This window comes from Lactobacillus sp. UMNPBX19 (assembly GCF_002553805.1).
Lineage (GTDB): Bacteria > Bacillota > Bacilli > Lactobacillales > Lactobacillaceae > Lactobacillus.
Map to the genome: position 1 here is coordinate 17596 of NZ_PCYR01000003.1, position 17886 is coordinate 35481.

Consider the following 17886-nt stretch of genomic DNA (forward strand, 5'->3'; position numbering starts at 1 on the left):
ATGTGAAGGTAGATTCCTGTTTTTTTGGAGAAAAATTATGAAAAGAATGTATGGATTAATTGTAATTTTAGTAGCTTTTTTAACCATAGCTTTTTTTGGAGAGAATAAACAGAAAGAAGAAAATAATAAAATTCCCCGAGTTGGTGTATTAACTTTGATGCGTCATCCAGCTCTTGATGAGATATATCGCGGCTTTCGAGATGAGCTGAAAGAAGAGGGCTACGTAAATGGAAAAAATATCAAAATTGACTATCAAAATGCAAATAATGATCAGAGTAATTTACGTACGATGGCAACAAAACTAACTGATGAGCAATCAAGAGTATTAGTTGGAATTACTACTCCCGCTGCCCAAGCATTAGCGAATACAACGAATAAAATTCCACTAGTTTTAGGTGCTGTAACAAGTCCCAAAACTAGTGGGCTAGTAAAAAATGAAAGACATCCCGAAAAAAATATTACTGGTGTATCAGATGCTGCTCCAATTAAGCAACAATTAGATTTAATTAGAGAGTTTTTACCCAATTTAAAAACTTTAGGGGTAATTTATACTTCTAGTGATTCGTCTGCAGTTAGCGGCTTTCATGAGATTGAACGTGAATGTAAAAAGAGAAAAATATCTTTAAAATCTTTCTCAATTGCAAATAGTAACGATCTTAATCAAGTTTCAGAGCAGATGTTTAGTCAAGTAGATGCCGTCATTGTACCAACTGATAACACAATTGCTGGAGCGATGGAAACATTAGTTAAAAATGGTAATGCTGCTAAAAAGCCAATTTTCCCTGCCGCAGCTACTATGGTAAAACAGGGTGGTCTTGCAACTTATAGTGTTAATCAATATGAGTTAGGAAAAATGACTGGAAAGATAACTATTGAAATTTTAAAGGGTAAAAAAGTTAGTTCTTTACCAATCGAAAGAGTGAGAAAGGGAGAACCAGTTGTTAATTTAAAAGAAGCCAGAGAATTAAATCTTCAAGTACCTCAACGATTTTTAGAAGAATGTCAGAAAAAAGGAGTTGTATATAGATGAACTTGATCGTATCTGCTATTGGCCAGGGTTTGCTATGGGCTTTGCTTGGCTTAGGATTATATTTGACATTTAGAATTTTGAATTTTGCTGATATGACCGTAGAAGGAACCTTTCCATTGGGTGCAGCTGTTGCAGTAGCTAATATTTCACACGGAATGTCCCCATACTTAGCTACTTTCTTAGCCCTTTTAGCTGGAATGGCAGCAGGTTTAGTAACGGGATTATTATATACAAAAGGAAAAATTCCAATTCTACTTGCTGGTATTTTAACAATGACGGCAATTTATTCTATTAATTTACGAATTATGGGCGGTTCTAATATTTCACTGATTGGTAAGAAGACATTACTCAACAATGAATTTTTAGAAAGTTTACCCCAATATTTTAACGGTGTTGTTTTAGGTATCGTAGTAGTAATAGTAATTACGGGAATCTTAATTTTCTTTTTAAATACAGATTTTGGCCAAGCTTTTATTGCTACCGGAGATAACCCGAGCATGGCTAAATCATTAGGAATTTATACAGATTTTATGGTGATCGTCGGATTAATGCTATCAAATGGAATAGTTGCCTTATGTGGAGCATTAATTGCGCAAAATAATGGTTATGCCGATATTAATATGGGAATTGGAACTATTGTTATTGCTTTAGCTTCAATTATTATTGGTGAAGTAGCTTTTGGAGAATTGACCTTAAATCAGCGTTTAGTAGCTGTAACTTTAGGTAGTATTATCTATCGTTTGATTTTACTCGCTGTACTGCAACTTGGATTTTCAGCTAATGATTTAAATTTAATCTCTTCAATTGTCTTAGCTCTATGTATGATGCTTCCGCAGTTAGAAAAGTTTTTACATTTGAAAAAGCCAGTAGAAAGAGGTGTGAAAAAGCATGACTAAGCCAATTTTAGAATTAAAAGATGTCCAAACAACTGTTAAAACAGCTGATGGTGAAATTGTTCCAATTTTAAAAGGAATTAATTTAGAAATTAGACCTGGAGATTTTATTACTATAATTGGGACAAATGGAGCGGGTAAGTCTACACTTTTTAATACGATTGCGGGTAGTTTAAAACCTGATAGTGGTATTCTTCGGCATAATGGGCAGGATATTACTAAAATGAGTGAAGAAAAGCGGACACAATTTATTGGACGAGTTTTTCAAGATCCTAAGATGGGGACGGCTCCGCGAATGACGGTGGGAGAAAATTTATTACTAGCAACAAAACGGGGAAAGAGAAGATTTTTAAAGATTAGAAGACTTAAGCAAAACTTACCTCGTTTTAAAAAGCTAGCTGCAGTTATGAATAATGGCTTAGAGAATCGTTTAAATACGTTTGTGGAGGGCTTATCTGGAGGCCAAAGACAAGCTTTGAGTTTCTTGATGGCTACAATAGAAAAGCCCGATATTTTATTATTAGATGAGCATACAGCAGCTTTAGATCCTCATACTAGTGAAAATCTACTAGCAGTAACTGATAAGCAAATTAAAGAAAATAAATTAACTGCCTTAATGATTACACATCACATGGAGGATGCTTTAAAATATGGAAATCGTCTTTTAGTGTTAAAGGATGGTAAAGTTAAAGCAGATATTAGTGAAGAAGAAAAAAGAAATTTAAAAGTAAGTGATCTTTATAGCTATTTTGAAGATTGATCTAGAACCTAGGGCTGGTTGTCGGTTCTAGGTTTTTAGTTAAAATAATTTTTAATTGTTTTAAGTATAGATTTAATTTTTATAAAGAAGGGATGGAAGAGATGTGAATAAGGGACATAAAATAAGTTTATTTTCAGCAATAATGCTAGCCCTTAATTCGTTGATTGGATCCGGATGGCTTTTTGGCTCAGGCTCGGCAGCAAAAATTGCCGGCCCAGCGGCTATATTATCTTGGATAATCGGTGCAGTTATTATTATTGCAATTGCCTTGACTTATGTTGAGCTAGGAACTATGTTTCCTGAAAGTGGGGGAATGAGCAAATATGCTCAATATAGCCATGGGCCCATGCTTGGCTTTATCGCTGCTTGGGCAAATTGGATTTCGCTGGTAACTTTGGTGCCAATGGAGGCAGTTGCGGCTGTTCAATACATGAGTTCTTGGCCATGGAAGTGGGCAAACTGGACACATCACTTTATGCAAGACGGAAATATAACTACACCGGGGCTATTATTGGTATTTGTGTTCATGATTATTTTTACTTTAATTAACTTCTGGTCAATTAAAATCATGACCCACTTTACTAACTTAATTTCTGTTTTTAAAGTACTCTTGCCTACGATAACAATTATTATGCTGTTTGCATCTAGTTTTCATCCTGCTAACTTTGGTCACGATGTAAAAACATTTATGCCTTATGGAAGTAGAGCCATCTTTGAAGCAGCTTCTGGCGCTGGTATCATTATGTCTTATGACGCATTTCAGACAATAATTAATATTGGTGGTGAATTAAAGAATCCGCGAAAGAATATTATTCGTGGAGTTTTAATTTCCATGTTTGTGACGGCTGCAATTTATATTTTGCTTCAAGTAGCCTTTATTGGAGCGGTTGATCCGGCAATGCTTGCTAAGAAATCCTGGCATGGAATTAATTTTGCGTCCCCATTTGCAGATATTGCAATCCTTTTAGAAATTAATTGGCTTGTAATTTTACTTTATATGGATGCTTTTGTTTCACCTTTTGGGACTGGAGTAGCTTTTGTTGCAACTGCATCAAGAGCCCTGGCTGCAATGACGTACACAAAACACTTACCAGCTTGGTTAGGGAGACTTAATAGACGCTATCTAGTGCCTCGTTTTGCGATGATTACAGATTTAATTTTGGCAATGGTTTTAGTAAGTGTCTTTAGGAACTGGAATTTACTTGCAACAGTAATTACTTGTGCAACTTTGATTGCTTATTTAACTGGTCCAGTTACTACTATTACTTTGAGAAAAATAGCACCAGATTTGGAAAGACCATATAAACCTAATTATATGCGCTGGTTTGCTCCTTTAACTTTTGTATTAACTAGTTTAGCTATTTATTGGACGATGTGGCCAACAACAATTCAAGTTATTTTGGTTATTCTTGTGGGAATTCCAATTTATTTCTATTATGAAGTTAAATATCAAAAGAAAGATTTTAAATCGCAGTTTAAGCATGCTGCTTGGCTTTTAGGGTATTTAGTATTTATTTCTATTATGTCTTATTGTGGTAGCGACGGCTTTGGTGGACAAAACTGGATTAAATATCCGTGGGATTTTCTGTTGATTGCAATTGTCTCCTTGATCTTCTATAAAGTTGCAATTGATACAGGACTAGAAAAAGTTGACCCGGCAGCGATAAAAGTAAACGAAAAAATTAAGCTTAAGAATGACTAGAATTAAGTACACTAGTCTAAATTAGCTTGAATTATAGTTAGAAAGGTGCTATCCTTAACTAGTCGTAAAATAATCTATGATCTGAAATATTGGTCATGGCAAAGGAGTATTAAACAATGAGAAAAGGGATTCATCCAGATTACCAAGAAGTTGTTTTCATGGACTCAGCAACTGGTGCTAAGTTCGTAGCTGGTTCTACTTTAAAACCAGAAGAAACAGTTGAATTCGAAGGTAAGACTTACCCATTAGTTCGTGTTGAAATTTCTTCAGATTCTCACCCATTCTACACTGGCAAGCAAAAGTTTGCACAAGCAGATGGTCGTATCGAAAAATTCAACAAGAAGTACGGTATGTCTTCAAAGAACTAATAATTCTTGGTTTTTACCAAAAGAGCAGCCCACTTTGGACTGCTCTTTTTTTATGCTTAACGTGGTATAATTCTTATTGATATGCGTGAGACCTTTTTCTGACTGTGATAAGTCAGTATAATAGGAGTACATGCAATTTTAGGTAGGAGTAATTTATTTATTATGAAAATGCAACTTGCTGAGATCGCTAAAGCATTAAATAGTTCAGTTAATATGGGAGAAGATAAGGTCATTACCTCTGTTGTTTTTGACTCAAGAAAAGCAACTCCCAATTCTTTGTTTATTCCCTTAGATGGTGCAAGGGATGGACATGATTTTGTATCTAATGCAATGGCAAACGGAGCAGAAGCAACCCTTTGGAAAAAAGGACATGAGGGTATGCCTACTGATGTGCCAGTTATTGAAGTGGAAGATCCGCTAACTGCGCTTCAAAATTTAGCTAAATATTACTTAGGTAAAGTTAATCCAACTGTTGTTGGAATTACTGGATCTAATGGTAAAACTACAACTAAGGATATGGTTGCAGCGGTTTTATCAAAAAGATTTAATGTGCATAAGACACAGGCTAACTTTAATAATGAAATTGGGGTACCCGTAACTATTTTAGAGATGAAACCATCTACTGAAATTTTAGTTCTTGAAATGGGGATGGATCGCCCTGGACAATTACATCATTTAAGTGAATTAGTAAGACCCGATGTTTGTGTCATCACAATGATTGGTGAAGCTCATATTGAGTTCTTTGGTACTAGAGATAAGATTGCAGACGCTAAAATGGAAATTACTGACTTCTTAAAAGAAGACGGTAAGTTTATTTACAATGGCGATGAACCTTTACTAGAAGAGCGTGCAGCTAAGATTAAGCAAGAAAAGAGTACTTTTGGTTTTAGAGAAGAAGATACTGTTTTTGCCACTATATTTAGATCTTACATGCACCATGCTACTTTTGAAGTAAATGGGTCAACACAGCAATTTAAGATTCCAATGATTGGAAAACATAATGTCTCTAATGCTCTTGCAGCTATTAGTGTAGGACGCCATTTTGGTGAAAATGATGAACAAATTGCCCAAGCTTTAGCTAACTTCACTCCAACAGCAAATAGAATGCAATGGAAGAAGGGTGATGTAGGCGAAGCAATTATGGATGATGTCTACAATTCAAATCCAACTGCGGTTAGGGCTGTTACGACTTCGTTTGGACAAGTAATGGTCGAAGATGGTGGGCGCAGAATTGCTGTCTTAGGTGATATGTTAGAGCTTGGGGATGAATCAGCCGATCTTCATGCGTCTCTTGCCGCTAGCTTGGATCCAGCAATTATTAATGAACTATATTTATATGGTCCAGAGATGAAAAACTTATATGATGCTCTTGTTGATAAGTACCCAGAAGAAAATTTGCACTATTATCCACAAGATCAAATGAATCATATGATTGATGACTTAAAGAATGATATTAAGCCAGCTGATATTGTAATGCTAAAGGGATCACATGGGATGCATTTGGAAAAGGTTTTAGACCGTCTCATGTAGGAAGGAATTAGATATTTGAAATTTTCTGAAATGAACTTAAAACCTGAAATTTTAAAAGCTATTAAGCGTTCAGGTTTTGAAGAAGCTACACCAATTCAAGAAAAAACCATTCCCCTAGTTTTGGAGGGAAAAGATGTAATTGGTCAAGCCCAGACAGGGACTGGTAAAACTGCTGCTTTTGGTTTGCCAATTTTACAAAACTTAGATAAGCAACACGATTCAATTCAAGCTATTATTATTGAACCTACCCGTGAATTGGCTATTCAAACCCAAGAAGAGTTGTTCCGTTTAGGTCGTGATGAAAAAGCTCGCGTTCAAGTAGTTTATGGTGGTGCTGATATTAGACGTCAGATTCGTGCTTTAAAGCAAACACCAGCAATTTTGGTAGGAACACCTGGACGTTTGCTTGATCATTTAAAACGTGGCACCATTGATATTTCTAAAATCAAAACAATTGTTTTAGATGAAGCAGATGAAATGCTTGATATGGGATTTATTCAAGATATTGAAAGTATTTTGAAATATGCATTAAGTAAACATCAAACATTACTTTTCTCTGCTACAATGCCAAAGCCAATTTTAAGAATTGGTGAAAAATTCATGAATGATCCTGAGATTGTAAAAATCAAAGGAAAAGAATTAACTGCTAATTTAATTGATCAGTATTTTGTGAGAGCAAAAGAAAATGAAAAGTTCGACATCCTATGTCGCTTAATTGACGTTCAAAATCCTGATTTAGCTGTTATTTTTGGTAGAACTAAGAGACGTGTTGATGAATTAACACGTGGGCTACAAGCACGTGGATATAACGCTGCTGGAATTCATGGTGATCTTTCTCAAGCTAAGCGAATGAGCGTGTTAAAGAGATTCCGTAAAGGTAAGCTAGATATTTTAGTTGCAACTGATGTGGCAGCTCGTGGATTAGATATTTCTGGAGTAAGTCATGTTTATAACTATGATATTCCGCAGGATCCAGATTCTTATGTTCACCGTATTGGTAGAACTGGACGTGCTGGCCAGAACGGAATGTCTGTAACTTTTGTTACTCCAAATGAAATTGGCTATATGCGTACTATAGAACAATTAACGCATAAAAAGATGATGCCACTTAAGCCACCAACTGATGAAGAAGCATTTAAAGGTCAGCTAAGTGCAGCTAATAAAAAAGTAGCAGAATTGCTTGATAGCGATCTTTCTAAATATACTGAAGAAGCATCTCAACTTCTTGACGATTATTCTGCGATTGATTTAGTGGCCGCTTTATTGAAGAACTTGTCTAAAGATGCAGATAGTGTAAAAGTAAAAATTACACCTGAAAAGCCATTACCATTTAAATCAAAGCATGGTAATAATCGAAACTTTAAACGTAATTTCAAACGTGGTGGAGATCGAAATGAACGATATCATCGTAAGCCTAGTGCCCGTAAAGGTGGTAGAAAGCATGATTTCGTTATAAAGAAAAAAGATTAATTTTTGTTACTGGAGAGCTGTAGTTGCTACAGCTCTTTTTTGTAATATAATGTATCAATGTGTGAGGTGAAAATAATGATTAGAGGCGTAGGAATTGACTCAGTTGAAGTTGAACGCATGAAAAAGATAGTTGAAAAAAGCGATAAATTTGCTAAAAGGGTATTAACTCCGAAAGAATTTGAACAATATCAACAATTAAAAGGAAAGCGCAAGGTAGAGTATCTTGGTGGACGTTTTTCTTTAAAAGAATCTTTTTCAAAGGCAATGGGAACTGGATTAGGCAAATATGTTGGTTTTCAAGATATTGAAACATTATGGGATGACTTAGGGCATCCAGTAATGACCTCGACAAAGTTTTCTGGAAATATTTTTCCTAGTATCACACATGATGATCATGAGATTATAACAGTTGTAGTTTTGGAGGAATTAGATTAATGGTTCCAGGAATTCATCGTCCAGCCGTAGTAAAGGTAAACTTGGGCGCTATTAAAAGAAATCTTGAAAATGAGATGGAGCATCTAGAGCCCGGACAAAAGATGCTTGCAGTTGTAAAAGCTAACGGTTATGGACATGGTGCAGTAGAAGTAGCTAGAGTTGCAGATAAGGTAGGAGCAGCTGGCTTTTGCGTTGCAATTTTGGACGAAGCATTAGAGTTAAGACGTGCAGATATTACAAAACCAATTTTAGTTTTAGGCGTTGTTTCTCCTGAATATGCTCCAATTGCTGCTGTAAATAACGTTTCATTAACTGTTCCAAACTTAGAATGGCTTAAAGAAGCAGAGAAGTACTTAAAAGATGCAAATTTGCAATTAAAGATTCATTTAGGTATTGATTCCGGGATGGGTAGAATCGGATTTAATGAATATGCAGACTTTATTGCCGCTAATGAGTTTTTAGAGAATAACGATAATTTCTTTATTGAAGGAATGTTTGCCCATTTTGCTTCTGCTGATAGTAGTGATGAAACTTATTTCAAACATCAATGTGAAAAATTTAATCATATGAAGAGCTTGCTTACTGTAAAGCCAAAGTGGATTCATGTTGATAATACGGCAGCAAGTATTTTTCATGATGGAATTAAAAGTGATTTAGTTAGATTTGGTATTGGAATTTATGGTTTAAATCCTTCTTCTAATCCCAATTCTTCAGACTTAAAATCAAATATTCCGTTAGAGCCGGCCTTGTCATTTGAAAGTGAACTAACTCATGTTAAGACAATTCACCAAGGTGATGGTGTTGGATATGGCTCGACCTTTATTGCAGATGAAGATACAATTATTGGAACCGTACCCGTTGGTTATGCAGATGGTTTTATTAGAAAGTTTCAAGGTTTCAAGGTTAAAGTGGGAAATACGTACTGTCCAATTGTTGGCCGAATTTGTATGGATCAATTTATGGTTAAGATGCCTAAAAAGATGCCAGTAGGGACCAAAGTAACCATCATTTCTTCTAATCCTAATGATCAAAATAATATTAAAGCTGCGGCCGATTATGTTGACACAATTCATTATGAAGTTGCTTGCTTATTAAATGATCGTTTACCACGTGTATATTACGAAAATTAAAAATAAAAGCTTGTTTAACCAATTTGGCTAAACAAGCTTTTTTACTATAGTAATCAAGATAATTAGTCTTTTAATTCTCCAGGTTTTTCTGCGCTACGGATTGTTAGACCTGATTGAAGATCTTCAATTTCAGCAACAACGAAACCTTTCTTTTCGAGTCGGTTGACGATAGCAGTCATCGTTTCGCGAGAAACACCAATAGGAAGAGTAAATAAGTTACGGCGAACTAATTCACCAGTTTTAACATCTAAAGTTAAACAACCGGCAATATTACTATATTTAGAAATAATTTTTGCCATTTTAACTAAATTACCACGATCATTATCTGAAAGAATAGTCAAAACATAAGAACCATTTTTGATATTCCAAGCATCAGAAAGCATATCTAGTAAACGGGAGTGAGTCAAAATTCCATAGAAATGGTTTTCTTCATCCAATACAGCAATGTATGGGAGGTCTTTAATATTAAAGAATACACGAAAGAATGGTGAATTTACCTTAATTGTTTTGGTGGCATTTTTAAGCAAGTAAGTTACAGGTAGATTCATGTCGCCGCCTTGAGACTTGTGACGGTAAATGTGCATTTTATAAATGTTTCCCCGGAAAATGGTTCCTGTATCATCTAAAATAGGGACACAACGAAAGCCGGAGTCTTCTAATATTTTTAATGCTTCGGCAAGAGTAGCTTTTTCGTTGACTGTAGTTAAGTAATCTTTTTTATAGACAAGAGATTTAATTAGCATGATTAGCCTCCATACATCTGAGATTTACAAGCCATTATACCATAGTTTTATATAAAAATTAAAGACTGATTAAACAACTTTAATTTAAAAAATAAAAGAGCATCCACAAAATGTGAATGCTCTCTTACAGGAAAAAGTCTTAATTATTATTGACGAACCTTTACGCCAGTTTCTTTGAAGGCTTTGTCCATAACTTCCTTTAATTGTTTTGCAGAAGCTTCCATCTTAGCTTGTTCGTCAGCGTTTAATGGCATTTCAATAACTTGTTCCAAACCGTGACGACCAACAACTGCTGGAGTACCGATGTGAATATCGTGTAAGCCGTATTCACCATCCATAGGTACTGAAAGTGGAAGAACTCTGTGTTCGTTGTTCAAGATAGCCTTGGTAATGAATGCTAAAGCAGTACCGATACCGTAGAAAGTAGCACCCTTCTTGTTAATGATATCGTAAGCCATGTCAGCAACTTCCTTGTGGATTGCTTCAAGCTTGTTTTCACCAACTTCTGGGTGAGCCTTAACCCAATCGCTAACTTTTACGCCACCAACATTGTTGTAGCTCCATACTGGGAATTCAGTATCACCGTGTTCACCAAGCATGTATGCATTAACTGAACGTGGGTCAACGTGTTCCATTTCACCGATAACTTTTTGAAGACGACCAGTATCAAGTGAAGTACCTGAACCGATAACACGATCCTTAGGGAATCCTGACATTCTCCAAGTTGCGTGAGTTAAGATATCAACTGGGTTAGCAGCAACTAAGAAAATACCATTGAAACCTGATTCAACGATTGGTTCAACGATTGAAGATAAAATCTTTAAGTTCTTGTTAACAAGGTCAAGACGAGTTTCACCTGGCTTTTGTGGAGCACCAGCAGAAATAACTACTAAGTCAGCATCTTTTGCGTCTGAGTATTCTGCAGAGTAAATAGTCTTTGGTGCAATCCAAGGAGTAGCGTCTGCTAAGTCAATAGCATCACCTTGAGTTCTTTCTTTAATGATATCAACGATACCTAATTCTTGTGCGATACCTTGTTGAACTAATGAGAATGCGTAAGTAGAACCTACAGCACCGTCACCAACAAGAATAATCTTATGAATTTTTTCTTCTGACATTTGCTAATACTTCCTTTCATATTAGTGATTTATTTAACAATAAAGATTATATCATATTGGAATTTAAAAATTAAAAATATAATTTTAAAGATCTAATTAATTATTTGTAAGTAAGCGTGTGCTATAATCTCAAGAGCAATAAGCAGATTTAGAATGAAATATTTATCAAAGAGGATGAAAAAGAATGAAGTTAATTGCAGGTTTAGGAAATCCAGGTAGAAAATATGATCAGACTAAGCATAATACAGGTTTTATGGCATTAGATCATTACTTAGAGAAAAATGGTTTAACTCTAGATAAGGATAAGTTTGAAGGCTTATGGACAAAACAAAAGATCAATGGTGAAGATGTGATTTTTCTTGAACCACAGACTTTTATGAATGATTCGGGAAAATCAATCGCGCAAGTAGCCAATTTCTTCAAAATTAAGCCTGAAGATATTTTAGTTATTCATGATGATATGGACATGCCAATTGGAAAGATTAGAATTCGTGCAAATGGTAAATCAGGAGGTCATAATGGAATTAAGAGCATTATGGCTTGTTTAGGAACGAACAATTTTAATCGATTAAAAATTGGAATTCGCCATCCTGAAAACGAAAGTGTTGTTTCTTGGGTATTAAGTCCCTTTAATAATGACCAGCAAAAACTGATGGATACAGCTTTTGAGACAAGTGAGAATGTCATTAATGATTTTATTAAAGGGAAGAACGCCCAATATTTAATGAATCAGTATAATTAGAATGAACATTACAGAGTTAATAAAAAAAGATAAAGAGTTAAATAATTTTATTGAAAAAGCTCCAGTAGAAAAAAGATCACTTTTAACTGGAGTAAATTCAGGTGCTTTTGCTGCTGTACTGATGCAAATGTTAAAAGCTTGGCAGCAGACATTGATTTTAGTTGAAGATAATGAAGAGAAGGCGCAGACGCTTTTAGATGAATTAGGAAACTTATTGCCTGATGATATGGTATTTGGCTTCCCAGTTGATGCTACAATTGCTACTCAAACGGCTATTGCATCTCCGGACGAACTTAGTCAAAGATTACAGACCTTAGAGTTTTTAGCTGAAAAGAGAGCGGGGATTGTTGTAGTAACGCCCCAAGCTTTACAATATAAGTTGAGTGATCCGAGAGATTTTACTAAGGCAAAAAAGATATTTAGGCCTGAGGCAGAATTCGACTTAGATAAGTTAACTGAATGGCTTACGCAGGCAGGATATCGCAGAGAAAGCATTGTAGCCCGTCCTGGAGAATTTGCTCGTCGAGGAGATATTCTTGATATTTATCCTTTGGATCAAGAGAATCCGATTCGAATTGAATTATTTGGGGATGAAGTTGATACCGTAAAGGAGTTTGATTCAGCTACACAGCGTAGTTTAGAAGAAAAAGACAGTATTTCAATTGGCCCAGCTCTAGATCGAGTATTTTCACCACATAATTTTCAAGAAGCGGTAGAAAAAATAAAGCAGGATATGAGCGAATCAACTGCTGAAGAAGAGAGCGTTAAAAATCATTTTGTTAAGGCAATTGATTTATTAGAAGCTGGTGGTTTGCCAGATAACTATGCCTTTTTGATTGATTATTTACTTCCGCGATCTTTCAATTTAATTGATTATTTAGATAAAGATGGCTTATTACTATTTGATGATTGGCAGTCCATAAAAAAGAATGTAGCTGATGTGGATGCTCAAAATGAAGCTTTTATTTCCGAAGAAATAAAAGCCGGAGCAATGCTGAATAGTCAAAAATTACGCCATAGTTTTGAGCGAGTTGTTCAAAAATCAAAGCAAGCTCAGATGTTATTCTCGCTATTTCAAAAAGGAATGGGACGATTAAAATTTGATCAAATTCTTAACTTTACCACACGAGAAGTTCAACAGTTCTTTAGTCAAATGCCCTTGATTAAAAGTGAGCTAACAGGCTTTTCTAATGAAGGAAATACAGTTATTTTGCAAGCTGATTCAGAAACTCGTGCTAAGCAAATCGCTCAAAATTTAGTTGATTATGGTGTTGATATTCCGGTTGTAAAAGCAGATCAACTTTTATTAAATAAAGCTCAAATAACTGTAGGTAATTTTGCACATGGTTTTGCTTTACCTAGTTTAGATTTGGTTTATTTAACTGAACGAGAATTATTCAATCAAAGACCACATCACCGCAAACGTGTTAAAACTCTTGAAAATGCTCAACGGTTAAGAAACTATAATGAATTAAAGCCAGGCGATTATGTTGTTCATGTCAATCATGGTATTGGACGGTTTGAAGGAATTAAAACCTTAGATGTAGACGGTAAAAAACGTGACTACATCACTATTACTTATCAACATCATGATCAGCTATTTGTTCCTGCTGACCAATTAGGTTTAGTACAAAAATATGTGGCTTCTGAAGGCAGAGTTCCTCATATTAATAAATTGGGAAGTTCTGAGTGGACTAAGACTAAAAAACGGGTTCAGTCAAAAGTTGAAGATATCGCAGACGATTTGATTGAACTGTACGCAAAACGTGAATCTGAAAAAGGATTTGCTTTCAGTCCGGATGATGATTTACAAAAAGAATTTGAAGATGCTTTTCCATATCCTGAAACTCCAGATCAGCTTCGTTCAATTAGAGAAATTAAGGCTGATATGGAAAGTACGAAGCCAATGGATCGACTTTTAGTGGGAGATGTAGGCTTTGGTAAAACTGAAGTTGCCTTGAGAGCTGCTTTTAAAGCAATTCGGGATGGAAAACAAGTTGCCTTTTTAGCTCCAACTACTATTTTGGCGCAACAACATTTTGAAACCATGCAAGACCGTTTTAAAGATTTTCCAGTAAATTGTGCGCTTTTATCACGTTTTCAAACTCTTACTGAAGTGAAGGAGATAGTTGAAGGTGTAAAAAGTGGCAAGATTGATATGGTTGTTGGAACACACCGCTTGCTCTCAAAAGATGTCCAATTTAAAGACCTAGGCTTGTTAATTATTGATGAAGAACAGCGATTTGGAGTTAAGCATAAGGAAAGGCTAAAAGAATTAAAAGCCAATATCGATGTTTTGACTTTGACTGCTACTCCAATCCCTCGTACTTTACATATGTCGATGGTAGGAGTACGAGATCTTTCAGTTATGGAGACGCCACCTACTAACCGTTATCCAATTCAAACTTATGTTATGGAAGAAATGCCAAGTATTGTTCGTGAGGCCGTCCTTAGAGAAATGAAGCGTAACGGGCAAGTATTTTTCTTACATAATCGGATTGATGATATCGATAAAGTTGTTAGTCAATTAGAAGAACTGATTCCAGAAGCCAAAATTGAATATATTCATGGCCGCATGAGTGAAAACCAAATGGAAGATATTATGTATCGTTTTTCAAAAAACGAATTTGATATCTTGGTAACAACAACAATTATTGAAACTGGCGTTGATATGCCAAATGTTAATACTATGATTGTTGAAGATGCAGATCATTATGGATTAAGTCAGCTATATCAATTACGTGGTCGAATAGGCAGAAGTGCCCGTTTAGCCTATGCCTATTTCCTTTATCAACCAAATAAAGTCTTAACTGAAATTGGTGAAAAACGGCTTAGTGCAATCCGCGACTTTACTGAATTAGGATCCGGCTTTAAAATTGCTATGCGTGATTTATCAATTAGAGGGGCCGGTAATATGCTTGGAAAACAGCAGCATGGCTTCATTGATAGTGTTGGTTACGATTTATATGCCCAAATGTTAGACGAAGCAATTAAGAAACGTAAAGGTAAAAAAGTTGCGGTTAAATCTAATGCAGAAGTTCAATTTGATTTGGAAGCATATATTCCCGATGATTATATTGCAGATCAAGAACAAAAAATTGAATTCTATAAGAAAATTAAGGGGATCAATGATCAAAAAGAGGCGGACAATATCGCAGATGAATTAATTGATCGCTTTGGTGATTATCCACTTGCTGTAGAAAATCTTTTGAATGTATCTACAGTTAAGGCAGATGCAGATTTAGCTCAAGTTGTATCTCTTACTCAAAAATCAAATGATAAGTTGCAAGTCATTTTTAATAATCAGGCTAGTGAGGAATTAGAAGGACCAAATATTTTTAAGGCCCTAGAACACGTATCTCTAAGAGCACGAATTAATATGGATTCGCAAAAGAGATTGAACGTAATGCTTGAGCTTGAGAAAAATATGAGTACTAGACAATTATTTAATGAGCTTCATACATTCTTAGAAACAGCTAGTGAGATTGTTCAAAAATAAAGGGAGAAAGAAAGTAATGAGAATCGATAAGTTTTTAAAGGTATCTAGATTAGTTAAAAGACGTACTGTTGCTAAAGAAATGGCTGATCAAGGACGAGTAAAAGTTAATGACCGAGTAGTAAAATCTAGCTATGATGTTAAACTAGGTGATGTTATTGAAATCGGATTCGGTACAAAACAATTAAAAGCTCGTGTACTTGACTTAAGAGAAACAACTAAGAAGGCAGAAGCCAGCGACTTGTATGAGCTAATTAATTAATGACAAGGGAAGAGTAAGGTGTTATATTAATACCAAGTGGTGATATAATTAAGATTTAGAATATTAACGAAAAGGCAGGGACATCCGTATGCAGAGAGGGCCACGACTTTATAATGCCTTAAGCGATGAGGAACGCCTAGCACGTTTGCGGCGTAAAGCGGCTAGAAAAGAAAAAGAGGTTCATCGCGTAAGGAAGAACCGAATTATTGCTTGTTTTGCAATTGCAATTTTAATTTTTGGACTGCAACTAATTATGGTCCATGTGCAAACTGGTAGAATTAATAGTCAAATTCAAACTAATAAAGCAGAATTAAACCAGGTTAACAAAACTAATAAAAAATTAAAATCACAAGTTGCGGACTTAAAAGATCCTGATTATGTGGCTAAAGTAATTCGTTATAAGTTCTATTATTCTAAATCTGGTGAATCAATTTATACTCTTCCTGAAAAAGAGGAGGATTATTAGTGAAATTTCCAATTGGATTAAGGCTCAATGCTAAAGTGAATAATATTACTAAACTTGGGATTTTTGTAACTTTACCACATCAACATCATGGTTTGATTTTCCATAAAGACTTCGGTGATAAGTGGGAAAGTGTTAAAAAGAAGTATAGTGTTGGAGACGAAATCCGTGTTGTTGTGATCAATAATCATGAAGGAAAAATTTCTCTATCATTGAGTCAGGTAAATAATCCTGATTTAGTTGATCCAACTAATGAATTTAAAGATAGTAAAGATTTTACTCCACTAGCTAAATTATTAGAGAAATCTACTGATAAAATAGCTAATTTAAAAAATCAATTGAATTTAAGTGACCGGTAGGGGTCACTTTTTTAATCTAAAAATGACAAAATTTACAACTTTTTTTACTGAAAATAATATTGAAATAAAAAATAAAAAACTTTTACTGGCTGCAAGTGGCGGTCCAGATTCAGTAGCGTTGCTGAAGATGCTGGTTAATTTTTTACCTAATCCATCTGAACAATTGATTGTTGCACATTTGGACCATTGTCTAAGAGATGATAGCTTTTTAGAAAGCCAACTTTTACAAAGATTAACTTCAGCCCTTAAAGTAAAGCTAGTAGAAAAAAAGTGGCCAGTTGAACTTCATCCGCAAGCTGGGGTTGAAGCAAAAGCTAGAGAGTACCGTTATGCATTCCTAGCAGAGGTTGGAAGAAAGTATCAAACTGATTATCTTTTAACAGCACATCACGGGGATGATTTAATTGAAAATATTTTATTGAAGTTTATTCGCTCTGGGGATGTAGCTGAAATGAATAGTCTTCAAATTGTGGGAAATCTCGGTTCAATGAAATTGTTGCGTCCTTTAGTTAAATATTCCAAAGATGAATTATTGAAATATGATGAGGACCATCATCTTGATTTCATTGAAGATAAAACTAATTTTGAAGATGACACTTTAAGAAATCGTTTGAGACATCATGTTGTTCCATTATTAAAGAAAGATACAACTCATCTAGTTAAAAATGCTAACCATTTTAGTGAGAGTGTAGCTTTACTTTCAAAGTGTCAGAGTGATTTCTTTGATAGTTTACCTTCTCCAATAAATTTTAGTAAAGCGCTACGAGGTAAAAAGGAAGATTTAGCTCGGTTAAATACACATGAAGCGGCAGCTTTTTTCGATTATTTAATCTATAAAAAGTGGCATCAAAGAATCCATTTCAATGAAATTGACTTGAATAAAAATGTGATTTTCAATAAAGAAAATTTTCAATTACTTTTTTATCAAAAATATTACTATTTGATTAATAGAAATGAATTAGCTGTAATTGATCCTGAAAAAAAACTAGTTAAATTAAATGAAAAATTTTCTTTGAACGGAAAAAAATATTTAATTACCCAGGATGAAAAGTCACAAAAATTGGCTGGTTATTTTTATGGCGAAAAAGCAAAGTATTTAGAGGTAGGAAGCTTGCCACAAGGTAGTACATTAAAGTTAGCTACAGGAAAACAAACTAAGGCCAAGAAAAAATTTGCTGAAAATGGGATTCCTTTAGCTTTAAGGCCGTATTGTTTGACAGTCTGGCAAGAGGAAAATCCAGTCTATGTTGAAAGTGTTTATCAAAATCAAGAATATAACCCCAATTTTGTACGCTATAATGTATATATTTACTTTTAAGTTTATGCAAAGTTCTATGGTAAAAGCATAATTTGTGGTAAAATCGTTGGAGTAATTCCAAGAAGTG

The 17886-nt window shown here is 34.8% G+C and carries 17 protein-coding genes; 15 read left to right on the forward strand and 2 right to left on the reverse strand.

The genetic code is table 11. The annotated features are described in order from the left end of the window. Positions 1 to 37 precede the first annotated feature (37 nt). The 9 genes from trpX to alr all read left to right on the forward strand — a co-directional run bounded on the left by trpX (position 38) and on the right by alr (position 9318). Positions 38 to 1030: a tryptophan ABC transporter substrate-binding protein gene (trpX, locus tag CP370_RS01540; RefSeq protein WP_087713289.1), complete on the forward strand. Its 993-nt coding sequence runs from the start codon at positions 38 to 40 to the stop codon at positions 1028 to 1030. Continuing rightward, positions 1027 to 1926 (forward strand): ABC transporter permease, encoded by a 900-nt coding sequence (locus tag CP370_RS01545; RefSeq protein WP_087713288.1) that lies wholly within the window; start codon positions 1027 to 1029, stop codon positions 1924 to 1926. Before trpX ends, CP370_RS01545 begins: the two co-directional genes overlap by 4 nt. After that, on the forward strand, positions 1919 to 2683 hold the full coding sequence (locus tag CP370_RS01550; RefSeq protein WP_087284804.1) for an ABC transporter ATP-binding protein: 765 nt from the start codon (positions 1919 to 1921) through the stop codon (positions 2681 to 2683). The genes CP370_RS01545 and CP370_RS01550 overlap by 8 nt, the downstream gene beginning before the upstream one ends. 103 nt (positions 2684 to 2786) lie before the next feature. Continuing rightward, a complete protein-coding gene (locus CP370_RS01555; protein WP_087713287.1) occupies positions 2787 to 4385 on the forward strand; it encodes an APC family permease in 1599 nt (532 codons plus the stop codon). Positions 4386 to 4501: 116 nt separating this feature from the next. Then, entirely contained in the window at positions 4502 to 4753 is a 252-nt protein-coding gene (locus CP370_RS01560; RefSeq protein WP_004895935.1) for a type B 50S ribosomal protein L31, read from the forward strand. A gap of 162 nt (positions 4754 to 4915) precedes the next feature. Then, positions 4916 to 6283 (forward strand): UDP-N-acetylmuramoyl-tripeptide--D-alanyl-D-alanine ligase, encoded by a 1368-nt coding sequence (murF, locus tag CP370_RS01565; protein WP_012845624.1) that lies wholly within the window; start codon positions 4916 to 4918, stop codon positions 6281 to 6283. A gap of 15 nt (positions 6284 to 6298) precedes the next feature. Next, positions 6299 to 7753: a DEAD/DEAH box helicase gene (locus CP370_RS01570; RefSeq protein WP_087713286.1), complete on the forward strand. Its 1455-nt coding sequence runs from the start codon at positions 6299 to 6301 to the stop codon at positions 7751 to 7753. A gap of 75 nt (positions 7754 to 7828) precedes the next feature. After that, positions 7829 to 8188: a holo-ACP synthase gene (gene acpS / locus CP370_RS01575; RefSeq protein ID WP_087713285.1), complete on the forward strand. Its 360-nt coding sequence runs from the start codon at positions 7829 to 7831 to the stop codon at positions 8186 to 8188. Then, positions 8188 to 9318 (forward strand): alanine racemase, encoded by a 1131-nt coding sequence (gene alr, locus CP370_RS01580; protein WP_087713284.1) that lies wholly within the window; start codon positions 8188 to 8190, stop codon positions 9316 to 9318. The genes acpS and alr overlap by 1 nt, the downstream gene beginning before the upstream one ends. A gap of 62 nt (positions 9319 to 9380) precedes the next feature. Here alr and cbpA read toward each other — a convergent pair whose 3' ends face one another. Next, a complete protein-coding gene (gene cbpA / locus CP370_RS01585) occupies positions 9381 to 10061 on the reverse strand; it encodes a cyclic di-AMP binding protein CbpA (RefSeq protein WP_004895927.1) in 681 nt (226 codons plus the stop codon). 146 nt (positions 10062 to 10207) lie between these two features. Next, positions 10208 to 11179 carry an L-lactate dehydrogenase gene (locus CP370_RS01590; RefSeq protein WP_004895924.1) on the reverse strand — a complete coding sequence of 324 codons (972 nt, stop codon included), beginning with the start codon at positions 11177 to 11179 and terminating at the stop codon, positions 10208 to 10210. A gap of 184 nt (positions 11180 to 11363) precedes the next feature. Between CP370_RS01590 and pth the strand changes: the two genes are divergently transcribed. From pth to tilS, 6 genes are all read left to right on the forward strand, one after another. Beyond that, the gene (gene pth, locus CP370_RS01595) at positions 11364 to 11921 is read left to right on the forward strand and encodes an aminoacyl-tRNA hydrolase (protein ID WP_004895921.1); all 558 of its coding nucleotides are present in this window, start codon (positions 11364 to 11366) and stop codon (positions 11919 to 11921) included. A gap of 1 nt (position 11922) precedes the next feature. Next, on the forward strand, positions 11923 to 15420 hold the full coding sequence (mfd, locus tag CP370_RS01600) for a transcription-repair coupling factor (protein ID WP_087713283.1): 3498 nt from the start codon (positions 11923 to 11925) through the stop codon (positions 15418 to 15420). 16 nt (positions 15421 to 15436) lie between these two features. Further along, positions 15437 to 15679 (forward strand): RNA-binding S4 domain-containing protein, encoded by a 243-nt coding sequence (locus CP370_RS01605; protein WP_012845630.1) that lies wholly within the window; start codon positions 15437 to 15439, stop codon positions 15677 to 15679. Between the two features lie 88 nt (positions 15680 to 15767). Beyond that, on the forward strand, positions 15768 to 16145 hold the full coding sequence (locus CP370_RS01610; RefSeq protein ID WP_004895915.1) for a septum formation initiator family protein: 378 nt from the start codon (positions 15768 to 15770) through the stop codon (positions 16143 to 16145). Continuing rightward, positions 16145 to 16501 (forward strand): S1 RNA-binding domain-containing protein, encoded by a 357-nt coding sequence (locus tag CP370_RS01615; RefSeq protein ID WP_004895911.1) that lies wholly within the window; start codon positions 16145 to 16147, stop codon positions 16499 to 16501. The genes CP370_RS01610 and CP370_RS01615 overlap by 1 nt, the downstream gene beginning before the upstream one ends. A gap of 22 nt (positions 16502 to 16523) precedes the next feature. Beyond that, on the forward strand, positions 16524 to 17819 hold the full coding sequence (tilS, locus tag CP370_RS01620; protein WP_087713282.1) for a tRNA lysidine(34) synthetase TilS: 1296 nt from the start codon (positions 16524 to 16526) through the stop codon (positions 17817 to 17819). Positions 17820 to 17886: the final 67 nt, after the last annotated feature.

Coding starts and splice junctions, on each gene's coding strand:
- trpX (WP_087713289.1), top strand. CDS start 38: ATGAAAAGAATGTATGGATTAATTGTAATTTTAGTAGCTTTTTTAACC.
- CP370_RS01545 (WP_087713288.1), top strand. CDS start 1,027: ATGAACTTGATCGTATCTGCTATTGGCCAGGGTTTGCTATGGGCTTTG.
- CP370_RS01550 (WP_087284804.1), top strand. CDS start 1,919: ATGACTAAGCCAATTTTAGAATTAAAAGATGTCCAAACAACTGTTAAA.
- CP370_RS01560 (WP_004895935.1), top strand. CDS start 4,502: ATGAGAAAAGGGATTCATCCAGATTACCAAGAAGTTGTTTTCATGGAC.
- murF (WP_012845624.1), top strand. CDS start 4,916: ATGAAAATGCAACTTGCTGAGATCGCTAAAGCATTAAATAGTTCAGTT.
- acpS (WP_087713285.1), top strand. CDS start 7,829: ATGATTAGAGGCGTAGGAATTGACTCAGTTGAAGTTGAACGCATGAAA.
- alr (WP_087713284.1), top strand. CDS start 8,188: ATGGTTCCAGGAATTCATCGTCCAGCCGTAGTAAAGGTAAACTTGGGC.
- cbpA (WP_004895927.1), bottom strand. CDS start 10,061: ATGCTAATTAAATCTCTTGTCTATAAAAAAGATTACTTAACTACAGTC.
- CP370_RS01590 (WP_004895924.1), bottom strand. CDS start 11,179: ATGTCAGAAGAAAAAATTCATAAGATTATTCTTGTTGGTGACGGTGCT.
- pth (WP_004895921.1), top strand. CDS start 11,364: ATGAAGTTAATTGCAGGTTTAGGAAATCCAGGTAGAAAATATGATCAG.
- mfd (WP_087713283.1), top strand. CDS start 11,923: ATGAACATTACAGAGTTAATAAAAAAAGATAAAGAGTTAAATAATTTT.
- CP370_RS01605 (WP_012845630.1), top strand. CDS start 15,437: ATGAGAATCGATAAGTTTTTAAAGGTATCTAGATTAGTTAAAAGACGT.
- CP370_RS01610 (WP_004895915.1), top strand. CDS start 15,768: ATGCAGAGAGGGCCACGACTTTATAATGCCTTAAGCGATGAGGAACGC.
- tilS (WP_087713282.1), top strand. CDS start 16,524: ATGACAAAATTTACAACTTTTTTTACTGAAAATAATATTGAAATAAAA.